12 protein-coding genes are annotated in these 13,962 nt (G+C 62.1%); 10 read left to right on the top strand and 2 right to left on the bottom strand.

Features of this window, described 5'->3' with window-relative positions; genetic code table 11:
- The first annotated feature begins 3 nt into the window (after nt 1-3).
- The 7 genes from ACZ9EJ_RS04915 to ACZ9EJ_RS04885 all read left to right on the top strand — a co-directional run bounded on the left by ACZ9EJ_RS04915 (nt 4) and on the right by ACZ9EJ_RS04885 (nt 6,031).
- Entirely contained in the window at nt 4-1,104 is a 1,101-nt protein-coding gene (locus tag ACZ9EJ_RS04915) for a class I SAM-dependent methyltransferase (RefSeq protein WP_046639016.1), read from the top strand.
- 133 nt (nt 1,105-1,237) lie between these two features.
- Entirely contained in the window at nt 1,238-2,032 is a 795-nt protein-coding gene (gene pgeF / locus ACZ9EJ_RS04910; protein WP_046639015.1) for a peptidoglycan editing factor PgeF, read from the top strand.
- Nucleotide 2,033: 1 nt separating this feature from the next.
- Nucleotides 2,034-3,185, top strand: a complete 1,152-nt coding sequence (locus ACZ9EJ_RS04905) for a M24 family metallopeptidase (RefSeq protein ID WP_046639014.1) — start codon at nt 2,034-2,036, stop codon at nt 3,183-3,185.
- An 80-nt stretch (nt 3,186-3,265) separates the two neighbouring features.
- Nucleotides 3,266-4,021 carry a hypothetical protein gene (locus ACZ9EJ_RS04900; protein WP_046639013.1) on the top strand — a complete coding sequence of 252 codons (756 nt, stop codon included), beginning with the start codon at nt 3,266-3,268 and terminating at the stop codon, nt 4,019-4,021.
- 151 nt (nt 4,022-4,172) lie between these two features.
- Complete coding sequence (locus ACZ9EJ_RS04895) at nt 4,173-5,105, top strand: ribose-phosphate pyrophosphokinase (protein WP_007770305.1); 933 nt, start codon at nt 4,173-4,175, stop codon at nt 5,103-5,105.
- 63 nt (nt 5,106-5,168) lie between these two features.
- Nucleotides 5,169-5,657: a Kazal-type serine protease inhibitor family protein gene (locus ACZ9EJ_RS04890; protein ID WP_052764527.1), complete on the top strand. Its 489-nt coding sequence runs from the start codon at nt 5,169-5,171 to the stop codon at nt 5,655-5,657.
- Between the two features lie 116 nt (nt 5,658-5,773).
- Nucleotides 5,774-6,031, top strand: coding sequence for a hypothetical protein (locus ACZ9EJ_RS04885; RefSeq protein ID WP_046631111.1), 258 nt, complete (start codon nt 5,774-5,776; stop codon nt 6,029-6,031).
- 9 nt (nt 6,032-6,040) lie between these two features.
- Here the strand turns inward: ACZ9EJ_RS04885 and ACZ9EJ_RS04880 are convergent, their stop codons facing one another.
- Both ACZ9EJ_RS04880 and ACZ9EJ_RS04875 read right to left on the bottom strand, forming a co-directional pair.
- Nucleotides 6,041-8,116, bottom strand: coding sequence for a putative bifunctional diguanylate cyclase/phosphodiesterase (locus ACZ9EJ_RS04880; protein WP_046639012.1), 2,076 nt, complete (start codon nt 8,114-8,116; stop codon nt 6,041-6,043).
- Between the two features lie 138 nt (nt 8,117-8,254).
- Nucleotides 8,255-9,700: a hypothetical protein gene (locus tag ACZ9EJ_RS04875; RefSeq protein ID WP_046631115.1), complete on the bottom strand. Its 1,446-nt coding sequence runs from the start codon at nt 9,698-9,700 to the stop codon at nt 8,255-8,257.
- 245 nt (nt 9,701-9,945) lie between these two features.
- Between ACZ9EJ_RS04875 and ACZ9EJ_RS04870 the strand changes: the two genes are divergently transcribed.
- From ACZ9EJ_RS04870 to ACZ9EJ_RS04860, 3 genes are all read left to right on the top strand, one after another.
- Entirely contained in the window at nt 9,946-10,551 is a 606-nt protein-coding gene (locus ACZ9EJ_RS04870; protein ID WP_046639011.1) for a 50S ribosomal protein L25/general stress protein Ctc, read from the top strand.
- Between the two features lie 216 nt (nt 10,552-10,767).
- Nucleotides 10,768-13,146, top strand: coding sequence for a bifunctional diguanylate cyclase/phosphodiesterase (locus ACZ9EJ_RS04865; RefSeq protein ID WP_046639010.1), 2,379 nt, complete (start codon nt 10,768-10,770; stop codon nt 13,144-13,146).
- Nucleotides 13,147-13,213: 67 nt separating this feature from the next.
- Nucleotides 13,214-13,939, top strand: coding sequence for a substrate-binding periplasmic protein (locus tag ACZ9EJ_RS04860; protein WP_046631121.1), 726 nt, complete (start codon nt 13,214-13,216; stop codon nt 13,937-13,939).
- Nucleotides 13,940-13,962 lie beyond the last annotated feature (23 nt).

Raw genomic sequence — 13,962 nt, 5'->3', positions numbered from 1 at the left:
CCGTTGACCACTCCCCTCACCGAAAAGATCAAGACCCTGATCCGCACCAATGGCCCGATCAGCGTGACCGACTATTTCGCGCTGTGCCTCGCCGATCCGGAATACGGTTATTATCGCACCCGCGAGCCTTTCGGCCGCCACGGTGACTTCATTACCGCGCCGGAGATCAGCCAGCTGTTCGGCGAGATGGTCGGCGTCTTCATGGTGCATGCATGGCAGCAGCATGGCACGCCGACCGGCGTCCGCCTGGTGGAGATCGGCCCCGGCCGCGGCACGATGATGGCCGACATGCTGCGAGTGATCAAACGCATCGCACCGTCGCTCTTTGAAGACCTGCATGTTCACCTTGTCGAGACGAGCGAGCGCCTGCGCGGCGTCCAGCGCATCACGCTCGAAGCCTTCTCTACCAAGATTTCCTGGCACGACAGTTTCGAGGAAGTCCCCGAAGGATTTACGCTGATCGCCGCCAACGAACTGTTCGACGCGATCCCGATCCGCCAGTTCGTCAAGACACCGACCGGTTTTCGCGAACGCCTCGTCGGCCTGACTGCCGAGGATGAACTCGGTTTTGCTGTCGGCGTCGCGACGCTCGACCCGCAGCTTCTGCCCTCGCCCGTCGCCGGCATTCCCGACGGCACGATCTTCGAACTTTCCCCGGCCCGTCAGGCGGTGATGCTGACGCTGTGCGAACGCTTGCGGACCTTCGGCGGAACGGCTCTGATCATCGACTACGGCCATCTGGTCACCGGTTTCGGCGATACGCTGCAGGCGGTCCGCCACCATGACTACGATCCGCCGCTCCAGCATCCGGGCGAAGCGGATCTGACCAGCCATGTCGATTTCGAGGACCTCGCACGCATTGCCGTCTCCGCGGGTGTTCACCTGAACGGCGGCCTGCGCCAGGGCGATTTCCTGTTCGGCCTCGGCCTTGCCGAGCGGGCGACCGCGCTGGCCAAGGACAAGGAGCCTACCGAGCAGCGCCTGATCGCCGCCGCTGTCGACCGGCTGGCCGGCGAAGGTGCCGGCAAGATGGGCGAACTCTTCAAAGTCATCGCGGTATCGAGCCCGGTATTGAAGCTTATGCCGTTCCGCGCGGTGGAATAAACAGCGGCCGTCAATTCATCAACCGATTGACATCCGCCCTTTTCTTGCGCCACTCTCACCCTAGATCGAAGCAGCGGGCAGGCCCTGAGAGCGCGCCCAAAACCTCTTCAAATCAACGGGATAGATAACGCCGATGCAGGACATACCCTTGCCGGAGCCGATCGAGAGCCCCCTGTTGAACGACAGGGCCGGCGCCCGTATCCGCCACGGTTTCTTCACCCGCAAGGGCGGCGTTTCGCAAGGCCTCTATGCCGGCCTCAACGTCGGCATCGGCTCCGATGACGACCGTGAAAAGGTCACCGAAAATCGTGCCCGCGTTGCTGCCTGGTTCGGCCTGCCGCTCGAAAAGCTCGCGACCGTGCACCAGGTCCATTCGCCCGACGTCTTCGTCGTCGACGAGACCTATGCCGGCGAACGGCCGAAGGTCGATGCGATGGTGACGAGCGTGCCGGGCGTGGCGCTCGGGGTGCTCGCGGCCGATTGCGGCCCGATCCTGTTTGCCGACGGCGAAAACGGCGTGATCGGCGCGGCCCATGCCGGCTGGAAGGGCGCGTTGACCGGCGTGCTCGAGAACACCATCGAGGCGATGGTCTCGCTGGGTGCAGAGCGCCAAAACATCACCGCCGTCCTTGGTCCCTCGATCGGTCCGGCAAGTTACGAGGTCGGACCGGAATTTGTCGAACGGTTCCTGAACTACGATCCCTCCTACGAGGCTTTCTTCACACCGTCATCGAATCCGGGGCACTCCATGTTCGACCTTCCGTCGCTGACCATCCAGCGGCTGACAGCATCAGGCGTGCGGGCGGAAAGCCTTGGCCTCGACACCTACCCTGATGCGGAACGGTTCTATTCCTACCGCCGCACCACCCATGCCAAAGAGCCGGACTACGGCCGCCAGATTTCAGCAATCGCACTTCGGGAGAATTGATATGGCACTGCATTTCGAGAGGAGCGAATACGCCGACCGGCTGACGCGGCTGACGGAGAAGATGCGCGCCGAAAAGCTGGATGCGCTTTTGATCTTCGCGCAGGAAAGCATGTACTGGCTGACCGGCTACGACACGTTCGGCTACTGCTTCTTCCAGACCCTGATCGTCAAGGCGGACGGGGCGATGACGCTGCTCACCCGCTCCGCCGACCTGCGCCAGGCCCGCCACACCTCGACCGTCGAGAACATCGTCGTCTGGGTGGACCGGGTGAATGCCGACCCTACGCTCGACCTCAAGAACCTGTTGAGCGACATGGACCTGCTCGGCGCCAGGATCGGCGTCGAATACGATACCCACGGCATGACCGGCCGCGTCGCCCGCCTGCTCGACAACCAGCTCGCCACCTTCGGCCAGATCAGCGACGCCTCCTATCTGGTCAGCACGCTGCGCCTCGTCAAAAGCCCGGCGGAGATTGCCTATGCCCGCCGTGCCGCCGAACTTGCCGACGACGCGCTCGATGCGGCGCTGCCGCTGATCAAGGCCGGCGGCGATGAGGCGGAAATCCTCGCCGCCATGCAGGGCGCCGTCTTTCTTGGCGGTGGCGATTACCCCGCCAACGAATTCATCATCGGCTCCGGCGCCGACGCGCTGCTCTGCCGCTACAAGGCCGGTCGCCGCAAGCTCGACGCGACCGACCAGCTGACGCTCGAATGGGCCGGTGCGGCTGCGCATTACCACGCAGCGATGATGCGCACGGTCGTCGTCGGCGAACCGTTGCCTCGCCACCGCGAGCTCCACAAGGCCTGCCTCGAAACCATCACGGCGATCGAGGAGGTTCTGCGCCCCGGCCAGACTTTCGGCGACGTCTTCGACACCCATGCCCGCATTCTCGACGAGCGCGGCCTGTCGCGCCACCGCCTCAATGCCTGCGGTTATTCGCTCGGCGCGCGGTTCTCGCCGTCCTGGATGGAGCACCAGATGTTCCATTTCGGCAATCCGCAGGAGATTCTGCCGGACATGACGCTGTTCGTGCACATGATCATCATGGATTCCGATAGCGGCGCCGCCATGACCCTCGGTCACACCTACCTGACGACCGAAGGCGATCCGCAGCCACTTTCCCGCCACAGCCTGGATCTCATACAGCGCTGAAAGCTCGAAAAATCAGGCGATTGACAGTTCAGGAGCGAACTTTAAGCTTCAGCCTGAGGAATCTTTGGCAGGAGACGGGTATGCGGCCTTTCGGAACACTGCTTTCCGCTGCCCTGCTGGCGGTAGTGCTTGCCTCCTGCAATACGACGGAAGCGCTGACGCCGCAGGCGAATGTCGGTGGAGGCGGCGCCAGGACTTCCTCGCCCGTGACCCAGGCCGAAACCGACCGCATGGCCCGCTCGCCCCAGCCGGAAACCTACAACGGCAGCGGCGGCTATCAATCCGGTCCCCAGAACACGCTCGAAGCCCAGGCGCGGGCGCTTGAATCCGGCAACACCGTCTCGCCCGCCTCCTCCGGCCCGCCGCCGCAATGGCAGGGCCAGCAGCAGACCATGCAGCAGCCCGAGACGACGGCCGCTCCACCCCAGCAACCGTCCCGCCAGCAGCAGAGCGCCTCGCTGCCGCCTGCATCCGGACCGACGGTCCGCTTCCTGCCGATCATCGGTGCGCCGGTCCAGGCGGTGACGCCGCTGTCCCGCCAGCTCGGTGCCCAGGCCCGCGCCAACGGGCTGACGATCCGGCCGTCGAGCGACAACAGCACCGAGCATATCCTGAAAGGCTATTTCTCCGCCTTCTCCGACAGCGGCAAGGTCACCATCGTCTATGTCTGGGATATTCTCGACGGTTCCGGCGCCCGGCTGCACCGCATGCAGGGACAGGAAAGCGTGCCCGGCAGCGGCCAGGATCCCTGGACGTCGGTCCCCGCTTCGACCATGGAGGCCATCGCCGCCAAGACGATCCAGGACTATGTGGCCTGGCGCCAATCCCAGGGCTGAGCGGTCCGGCCGGGCCGATCCCGGACTGAACCTCAAAAGCCACGGGTCACAGTTTCTTCATAAAAAAGAGTGAGCGGGTGCGAAACGCACTTGCATTCGAAGGCCGCGGCGGTAAAAGGCCCGCATCCAGCTTCAAAACAGGCGGACCGCAATGAAGGTTTTCGCAGGCAATTCGAACCGGCATCTCGCCGACGCGATCTGCAGCTATCTTAATGTCCCAGTCGGAAAAGCCAGCGTCAGGCGGTTTGCAGACCAGGAAATCTTCGTTGAAATTCAGGAAAACGTGCGCGGCGAGGATGTCTTCATCATCCAGTCCACGTCATTCCCGACCAACGATCACCTGATGGAACTGCTGATCATGATCGACGCCTTCCGTCGGTCGTCGGCCAAGCGCATCACCGCTGTTCTTCCCTATTTCGGCTATGCCCGCCAGGACCGCAAGGCCGGCCCGCGCACCCCGATCTCGGCAAAGCTGGTCGCCAACCTGATCACCGAGGCCGGCGCCGACCGCGTCCTGACGCTCGACCTGCATGCAGGCCAGATCCAGGGCTTTTTCGACATCCCGACCGACAACCTCTTCGCGGTGCCGGTGCTCGCCCGTGACGTCAAGGAACACTACGACCTCAACAACGTCATGGTCGTCTCGCCCGACGTCGGCGGCGTGGTTCGCGCCCGTGCGCTCGCCAAGCGCATCGACTGTCAGCTGGCGATCGTCGACAAGCGTCGCGAACGGGCCGGCGAGTCCGAGGTGATGAACGTCATCGGCGAAGTCGACGGCAAGGACTGCCTGCTGATCGACGATATCGTCGATTCCGGCGGCACGCTCTGCAACGCGGCCGAAGCGCTTCTGAAAAACGGCGCCACCAGCGTCACCGCCTACATCACCCATGGCGTGCTCTCCGGCGGCGCGGTCGCCCGCATCGCCGCTTCCAAGCTCAAGGAACTGGTCATCACCGACTCGATCCAGCCGACCACGGCGGTCCAGTCGGCGCACAACATCCGGGTCATCACCACTGCCAACCTGCTCGGCGAGGCGATCAACCGCACGGCGATGGAATCCTCCGTCTCCAGCCTGTTCGACTGACCTTCTTCCGTCACAAGTATTTGGATAGACTCGCCTGCGAACGCAAACTCAGGGTGAGTCGAAATGTATTCCTTTATCGGCCTGTCGAAGAAACTGGCCATTTTCCTTCTCATTCCGCTGCTGTCGGCATGCGTCGATAGCAGCAGCCGGCCTGGCGGCTATTACCCGCCGGAACGGCCCCGGCCGGACTGGAACCGGCCCCAGAGGCCTGATCGCCCCGACTGGGATCGCCCGGGAACCCCGGATCGCCCCGGCCGGCCAGACCGTCCCGACCGCCCGGATTGGGATCGCCCGCAAAGGCCGGATCGTCCCGACTGGAACCAACCCGGCAGACCCGATCGTCCGGACCGGCCGGATCGCCCGGACTGGAACCAGCCTGGCCGTCCTGATCGGCCCGGCCGTCCCGGAAGGCCTGAGGAACCTCGCTTCTGCACCCGCGAATACCGTCCCGTCTGCGGCCAGCAGGGCGGACGCACCCAGACCTTCCCGAATGCCTGCGAGGCGGCAAACGCCGGCTTCAGCGTCGTCGCCTCCGGCGAGTGCCGCCGCTAAAGGGCCGGCTTGAGGTCACGACAGATCGTCGACGAAAAAACGCCGGAACCATGGTTCCGGCGTTTTGCTTTGTGCCGGAGCTTCGGCTAGAAGGCCCTGCGAAGAAGGAGACTCGCATGGCCGCACGCGACCGCTATTCCCGAAAACTCGAATGTTCCCAATGCGGCAATGTCGGTTTCGCCGAAGTTTCCGAGACCGATGACAGGCGGCAGGGCAATCGCGATTTCCGCATCGACGAACTGCCGAGAGGCTTCCTGACCGAATTCGCCTCGACCGATCCCCGCAAATACATGATCCGCTGCGGCCAGTGCGGCCACAAGTTCCGTTTCGAACAGAAGACAGTCTATGCCCCGGGGGGCGAACCCCGGCGCTGACGCGCGGGGTCAGGCGACCTTGGCGGCCGCCGGGGTGATTTGCTCCCCCGTCTCGCCCCAAGCTTCACCGTTGACGATATGCTCGATACCCGCCCGCGGACCGGGCTTGCCGAAAAGGTAGCCCTGGACCTGCATGCAGCCTTCCTTGCGCAGGAAGGCGATATGCGCGTCCGTCTCCACTCCTTCGGCAAGCACCGGGATGTGGAGGCTCGAGGCCAGGATCAGCGTCGAGCGCACGATCGCCGCGGACTGTTCATTGTTGGAAAGCCCGTCGACGAAGGTCCTGTCGATCTTGATCTTGTCGAACGGGAAGGACATCAGCGTCGAAAGCGACGAATAGCCGGTGCCATAGTCGTCCATGGCGATCTTGACGCCGAGGCTCTTCAGGTGGCGAACGGTTTGAAGCGCGCGCTGATGGTCGGCGATGATGCCGGATTCGGTGATTTCCAGTTCGAGCCGGCCGGCGCTGAGCCCCGTCTCCTTGAGGATATCGCGAACCCTGGTGGGGAATTTCGGATCGGCAAGCTGCTGGGCGGCGACGTTGACGGCGATGGCGAACGGATTTTTCCAGCCTGCCGCCTCGGCGCAGGCGCTCCGAAGCACCCAATCGCCGAGCTCGACGATGAAACCGGTGCGCTCCGCGAGCGGAATGAAGTCGTTCGGTGAGACCAGACCCCGCACCGGATGGTTCCAGCGCAGCAGGACTTCGAAACCGACCACCTCTCCCGAAAACGTATCGTTCTGCAGCTGGTAATAAAGTTCGAACTGCCCTGCCACGAGCCCGGAGCGCATATCCATGGCAAGCGCGTTGCGTTCGCGGGCCGCCTGGTCCATCGAAGAGTCGTAGAAGCAGATCACGTTGCCGCCGGATTGCTTGGCGCGGTACATGGCGACATCCGCCTGTGCCAGGAGGTCGTCGACCGTCTTTGCTTCGCCGGGATAGAGTGCAATGCCGACACTCGAGCCGACCGTCAGCGTATTCCCGTTCCACTCGATCGGCTTGCAGATTTCCGCAAGCAGCCGATTGGCCAGCACCATCGCGTCGGAGCGCTTGTAGTACATATGCTTCAGCGCGACGAATTCGTCGCCGCCGACCCGGGCGATGAACTCGCCCTCGCCGGCCGCCTCGGCAAGCCTGCCGCCGATCGCCCGCAGCACCTCGTCGCCCGCCGCATGGCCGTGGACGTCGTTGACCTCCTTGAAGCGATTGAGATCGAAGGAAAGCACCGCAAAGCGGTCGGTCATGTCCACCGGACGCGCGGCGATATCGGCGAGCTGCTCGTTGAAGGCGGCACGATTGGCAAGGCCGGTCAGCGCATCGTGCAGGGAAAGGTGGCGGTACTGCTCAACGGCGGCCTGCGTCGTGCGGGCGTCGATCAGGTAGGTGGCGGCCGTCAGTGCCAGCAGGATCAGCATCAGCGACAGCACGCCGAAGCCGAGCACGACCGGCGGAACGACCTCGTTCTGCAGCACGGCGCGGGGGTCGAGGACAACCTCCAGCGCGCCCATGGCAGTAAAATGGGTCGAGGCGATTGCCACGATCATCGCCAGCACGGAACCGTAGCTGCAGAAGCGCGTCACCGGACGTATGACGCGATTGGTCGCGAGTGCACCGAACAGAGCCGCGAAGATGAGCGAGGCGATCACGTAGGAACGGTCCCACTCGATGGTGCCCGGCACCTCGTAAGCGGCCATGCCGGTGTAGTGCATGGCGGCGATACCGAGCCCCAGGACCATGCCGCCGGCTTCCGCAAGCACGGACCGCCCGCCATAACTCGCAATGCTGAGCCCGATCGTAGCGGTCGCGACCGCGATCACGAAAGACAGAAGCGTCTGGGCTGGTTCATATCCCGCCTGCCCGCCCGGAAGATAACCGAGCATGGCCAGGAAATGGGTCGTCCAGATGGCCGATCCACCCATGAAGCCCGCCAGGAAAAGCCAGATGACCTTTTCGATCCCGCCACCACGCCGGGCTCTGGAAAAAAGCCGGATGGTCAGGAAGGATCCGATCACACAGATCAATACCGCGCAGGCGACATACCGAAGATCGTGCTCGACGAAGATGCAGGAGAAAACGCGGAACATGAAAGCCTGTTACTTTTCAACTGGTTTGGTTGAGAAGTTTTAGCATTCAAACATGTGTGAAACGTTCCTGTGGATGGTAAATGGCGGCTGACTGGCAAAAGCGAAGCCAGCCTGAGAAGACATAGGCACGTCCTCAGATCATTGGATCGGCTGTCCGTTGACGCTGAAGTTCTTGCCGTCCTCGAACTTGATGTCCCAGCGCAGGCGGCCGTCCGGCTCGGTCTTGGCCATGCCCTTCGCCATCATCATCGCGAACGAAACCTGGTTTAATTCGGGGTCGTTCTTGGCGGCGGCCTGGAAATACTGGATCAGCTTGTCGACGTCGCGGGCAAGGATCGAGGTTTCGAGCGTATAGCGCTCCTTCTCCTCCGGATACCCCTTGATCTTGCCGGATGCTTCGACGTCGTAGAGCGCGGATTTCGCGGCGACCCGCGGGAAGTCGATGGTCAGCTGACCATCGTCGAGGAATGCCTTGCCCAGACGCTCGCCCTCGGCCTCCGGCGCCGGAACGGGACTCGAAAAGTCCATCTCCATCAAGGTATCGACGAAACGCTGGAAGTTGAGGTCGGCGACCCCGACCTCCATCTCCGCCATGTCAGGCACCAGCTGGGCGTAGAGCGGGGGGATGATGCCGTCCGGCGTCGAGATATTCTCGACGCGGGCACCGAATCCTATCCGGGTTGCCGCGGCGGGCTCGCTCATCGTGAACATGTAATCGAGCTTGTGGACGCCGAAATCGCCGATCGGGCTCGCCACGGTAAACTGGTTGAAGGTGATCTTTTCCGACAGCGCCGTGAAGAACGGCATCGCCCCGCGGACGAGATCCTTCAGTTTTGCGATCTCGGCCTGCGAGGGCTTTTCATCGTTGACGAGTTCCAGCACGAAAGCGACAAGATTGCGGAGCTTTTCGGCCACCACGCCCTGAACACTGACGTCGAAATCGAGGCTTTCGGCGCGGATCTGCACCAGCGGTGTTTCCGGCATCGCAATCCGTTCGTAGAAACGCGAGAAAGACCCCTTGCCGGTGAAATCCGTGCTCCCGGCAGCGGCACTCGGCGAGGATGCGAGTGAATAGTTCGTGCTCGCGAAACTCGCCTCGACCTCTTCCTTGCCGCTCTTCGAGACCATGCGGATCGGGCCTGACGTCACCTCGCCCGAGCGGAAGTAACTGATCGCCGGATCGAAAATGCCGGAAAACACCATGTCGGTGACGGAATAGTTGAGGTTCGTCGACTTGCCGTCGGGCATCTTGCCCTTGACGGTGAAATTCATGTCGCTGTCGCTGTGGAACTTCCACTGGCCGTTGTCGAGGGGCGCGGCAAAGACCGAATACGGCTTCAGGCCGGAAACAGTGAAGTCTTTCTTGTTGATGGATTTGAGGAGTTTGGCGAAATCGTAGCTGATCTCGTAGCGTTCGCCGGCCGGCTTGACGGTCAGGAAACCCGTGGACTTCGCCGTATCCGGCAGGAAATAGCTGAGGTTTTCCTTGAGTGCGCGGGCACCTTTGTCGTTGATCTCAGCCGCCGCAACTGGATATACGCAGGACGCAGCCATTACGCTGGCCGCGATCAAAGTCCGTTTCATGAATCAAGCCCTTCCCTCGTTCAACGGGCACCAATGTGGAAGACGAACCGGCGAAGTCAAGCGCAGGCCCTTTGTTTCCGGGCCGAAAAGCTTGCACATCCTTGCTCATTGTATTATAGCGCGCCGGTCCGCGTAGACACCCTTGGAGGCAACGCGGATGAAGCGCATCGGATGATGCCCTTCAGTTTGACGCGAGCCTACAACGCTTGCGAAAAACTCTCCAAACAACCTCGAAAGGATATGCCATGAGCCACGCATCATACGAGCTCAAGGCCGAGGCGCGCGAACGGGTAGGTAAGGGGTCCTCCCGTGAACTTCGCCGCAACGGTTTCATTCCTGCTGTCATCTATGGTGACAAGCAGTCCCCCCTCGCGATCGCTCTGTCGACCAACGAAGTGACGAAGCGCATCCATGCCGGTGGTTTCATGACCACGGTTGCCACGATCGAAGTCAACGGCGAGAAGATCCAGGTCCTGCCGAAGGACTATCAGCTCGATCCGGTCCGCGATTTCACCATGCACGTGGATTTCCTGCGCGTCTCGGGCAACACGGAAGTTTCCGTTGAGGTTCCGGTTCACTTCGTCAACGAAGAGAAGTCCCCGGGCATCAAGATCGGCGGCGTTCTCAACATCGTCCGTCACGAAGTCGAGCTGCTTTGCCCGGCCAACGATATTCCGGAATTCCTGACCGTCGACCTGACGGGCGCGAAGATCGGCGACAGCCTCCACATCTCCGCCGTCAAGCTGCCGGCTGGCGTACGTCCGGTCATCTCCGACCGCGACTTCACCATCGCGACGATCGTCGCCCCGGCTGCAGGCGTTGCCGAGGAAGAACCGGCTTCTGCTGAATAAACCAGCCTGAATTCTTGAAATGGGACCCGCTTTCGCAAGGAAGCGGGTTTTTTATTGCCCGCCGAATACAGTTTAGTAACCCTGCCTCCGTAATTCGTTCGAATCTTGGCATCGTCGTTTCAGTGAAGTTTAATGAATAGGTGAAACGATGCACGCTACTTCAGCATGACGGGAAATAGTCCGGCGATGGCCAGACGATGAATGCGGGGAAGACGGATGACTCATTCCGTTGAGAGTCGTTTTATTGCGATTATTTCAGGCGCCCTTCTGGTCGTCGTCGCTCCGCTGTTCACGCTGTTTCTGGCACTTTCCTCCCAGCAGGCCGCCGAGAACCTCAGCGAACATGTGAACCTCGTGCTGGTGACCAATTCCCAGGCCCTCGGCAAGCCGCTCTGGGATCTCGATACCGACAGCATCCACCAGGTCGCCACGATGCTGATCGCCGATCCCGCCATCAACGGCGTGCAGATCAGCGACAACACCGGCAAGCTGAATATCTCCGAAGTCGATGTCAATCCGGCCGATTTCCGCGGCCTGGAAGCGATCTCCGAGCCGATCTTCTACAAGTCACAGCAGGGCATGCGCAGTGTCGGCAGCATTACCGTCTACGTGCCGAAGCTCGGCTGGTTCTCCGCCCTGCACCAGATGGAAATGGCCTTCATCTCCATCTTCATCATCACCATCCTGACGGTCTTCGGCGCAGCGATCCTCGGCAATCGCGTCATGGTCATCAAGCCGCTGATGCGCCTGACCGCTGCCATCGAGGCAACCCGCAGGCTCGGCTCGCGCCATCATGTCGACTGGCGCTCGAACGACGAGATGGGCAGGCTGGCGAAGAGCTTCAACGAAATGCAGACGCTGCTGGAGCGCGAGGAACGCGAACTGAAGCGCGCGCATCAGCAGACCACGGAAATCTACAACCTGACGCCGGCCATGCTGTTCTCGCTGACCTCGGGCGACCAGATTGCCGCCGTCAGCGACTACTGGCTGCTGGCGACCGGCTATCGCCGCGAGGACGTCATCGGCCATCCGTTTTCCGAACTCGTGGCCCCCGCGGACCGCCAGATTTATGCAAGACGCAAGCAGCAGGCAAAATCGAGCGGCCCCGCAATCGAAGTCACGGTCCGGTTCCTGTGTGCCGACAGCCGCCTGATGGACGTGCTTATCGTCGAAACCGAGCTTGGCACGGCCGGCGGCAGCATTCCCGGCTCGCTGAGCGTCATGACGGACGTTACGGAACTCAGGCAGTCGGAGCTGCGCAACCGTCAGCAGGCCATCTCCGACCACCTGACCGGGCTGCTGAACCGTCAGGGGTTCGAGGCGGCGCTCGACCAGAAGATCGCCGAGGCCGACAAGGCGCGCACCGAGGTCGCCTGCCTGTTCGTCGATCTCGACCGCTTCAAGGCGATCAACGACAATCTCGGCCATGCAGCCGGCGACACCGTGCTCTGTCAGTTCGTCGAGCGGACGAAGCCGATGCTCAACGACGGCGATACCGCCTCCCGTCTCGGCGGCGACGAATTCGCCATCCTGATTGCCGGGGACGGTGCCGAACGCCGCGCGGCCGAACTCAGCCAGAAGATCGTCGACATGTTCGAGGTTCCCTTCCGGATCCAGGGCACCGGCGTGCGGTTGAGCGCCAGTATCGGCCTTGCATTCTATCCGAGCCATGCCGCGAGCGCCGCCGAACTGCTGCAGAAGTCGGACATGGCCATGTACGCCCGCAAGCGCGACGGCAAGAACGGCGCGCAGGTCTACGATCCCGCCATTCTCGACCAGACGCGGGAGCGGGCCGAGATCGAGAGCGACATCGAGGTCGCCATCGCCGCAAGCTGGTTCGAGGCGCATTTCCAGCCGATCGTCGACATCGAGACCGGCGTTCCGTCAGGCTTCGAAGCCCTGATGCGCATGCGCCATCCGCGGAAAGGCCTGATGTCGCCGGCCGGCATCATCAGCGTTGCCGAGGAGACCGGTTCGATCGGCCAGATCGGCAACCTCATCCTGGAAGACGCGATGGCGAATCTCGCCCGCGTCTCCCGCCTGCCGGGCATGGGCGAGACCTATGTCGCCGTCAATTTCTCGCCGCTGCAATTCGAGCCCGGCCTGCCGGCACGACTTGCCGGCCTGCTCGGCCGCTACGGCATCGATCCGTCGCGCCTGGTGGTGGAAATCACCGAAGCCGTGCTGATGCACGACAATCCGGAAATCCGCACCATTCTCAACGAGATCCATCGTTTCGGCTGCCGGATCGCGCTCGATGATTTCGGCACCGGTTATTCGTCGCTGAGCTATATGAGCCGTTTCCCGGTCGATATCGTCAAGATCGACCAGTCCTTCATCCGTTCGCTCACCGAACAGACGGGCGACATAGGCAGTAAAAACAGGATGCTGGTCGAAGGCATTAGTGCTATTTCTCATAAGATGAATTGCAAGGTCGTCGCCGAAGGCGTCGAGACGGAAGAACAGCGCTCGTTGCTGCGGCAAATGGGTATTGACTATGCGCAGGGCTATCTCTTCTCGAAGCCCCGCGAAATCTCCGAATTGCTCTCGGCCCTATCCACCCGGCAGGCCGAAATCGAGTCCATGGCGAGCTGACAAGCCCTCACCTCCGGACCAGATGCTGGGTCAGAAATGACAACTTGTGCGTTTGGAAGAGGGACAGATGAAAATCGCAGCGCCGCTTCTTGCCATACTCAGCCTCGCGTCCGGCGCCCATGCCCAGCAGGCCATCGTCTTTTCGACCGAGTCCTACCCGCCCTTCAGCTACCAGGAGCCCGGCGGCAACTATCGCGGCGCCGGCATCGACCAGGTAGACATGATCATGCAGGACGCCGGCACGCCTTACACGCTGGAGATCATGCCCTGGGCCCGGGCCATCGCCATGGCCGAGACGCAATCCATGCATTGCGTCTTCGCCGCCGCCCGCACGCCGGAACGCGAGCCGCGTTTCAAATGGGTCGTGCCTCTTTTCGTCGACCGCAACATTCTCGTGCGCCATGCGGGTTCCAAGGTCGCGGCGACCACGCTGGAGGAGGCCAAGCAGTATACGGTCGGCACCCATCGGGCCGACTATACCGAGGGGCTTCTGAAGAGTTCCGGTTTTCGGAAGATCGATCTCAGCGCCAATGTCGACACGACGCTGAGAAAACTGCTGCAGGATCGCATCGACATGATGCCCATGTCCGAAGGCGTCTATCAGAAGCTGAAGGCGGACGGAACGCCGATCGAAAAAGTCATCCTGTTCACCGAACAGCATCTCGGCATTGCGTGCCATCCGAATGTGCCCGACGACCTGATCGCCAGGATGCAGGCAGGCCTCGACCGCCTCATCAAGGACGGCATCCAGACTGCGATTCTGAAGCGCTACGGTATCGGCGAGCCTCAATAGAAGCTCGGGCGTCGAAACCGGTT

Source organism: Neorhizobium sp. USDA 3394 (genome assembly GCF_056280385.1).
The sequence above is the reverse complement of the archived record's forward strand: the minus strand, read 5'-3'. Positions and strand labels throughout refer to the sequence as shown.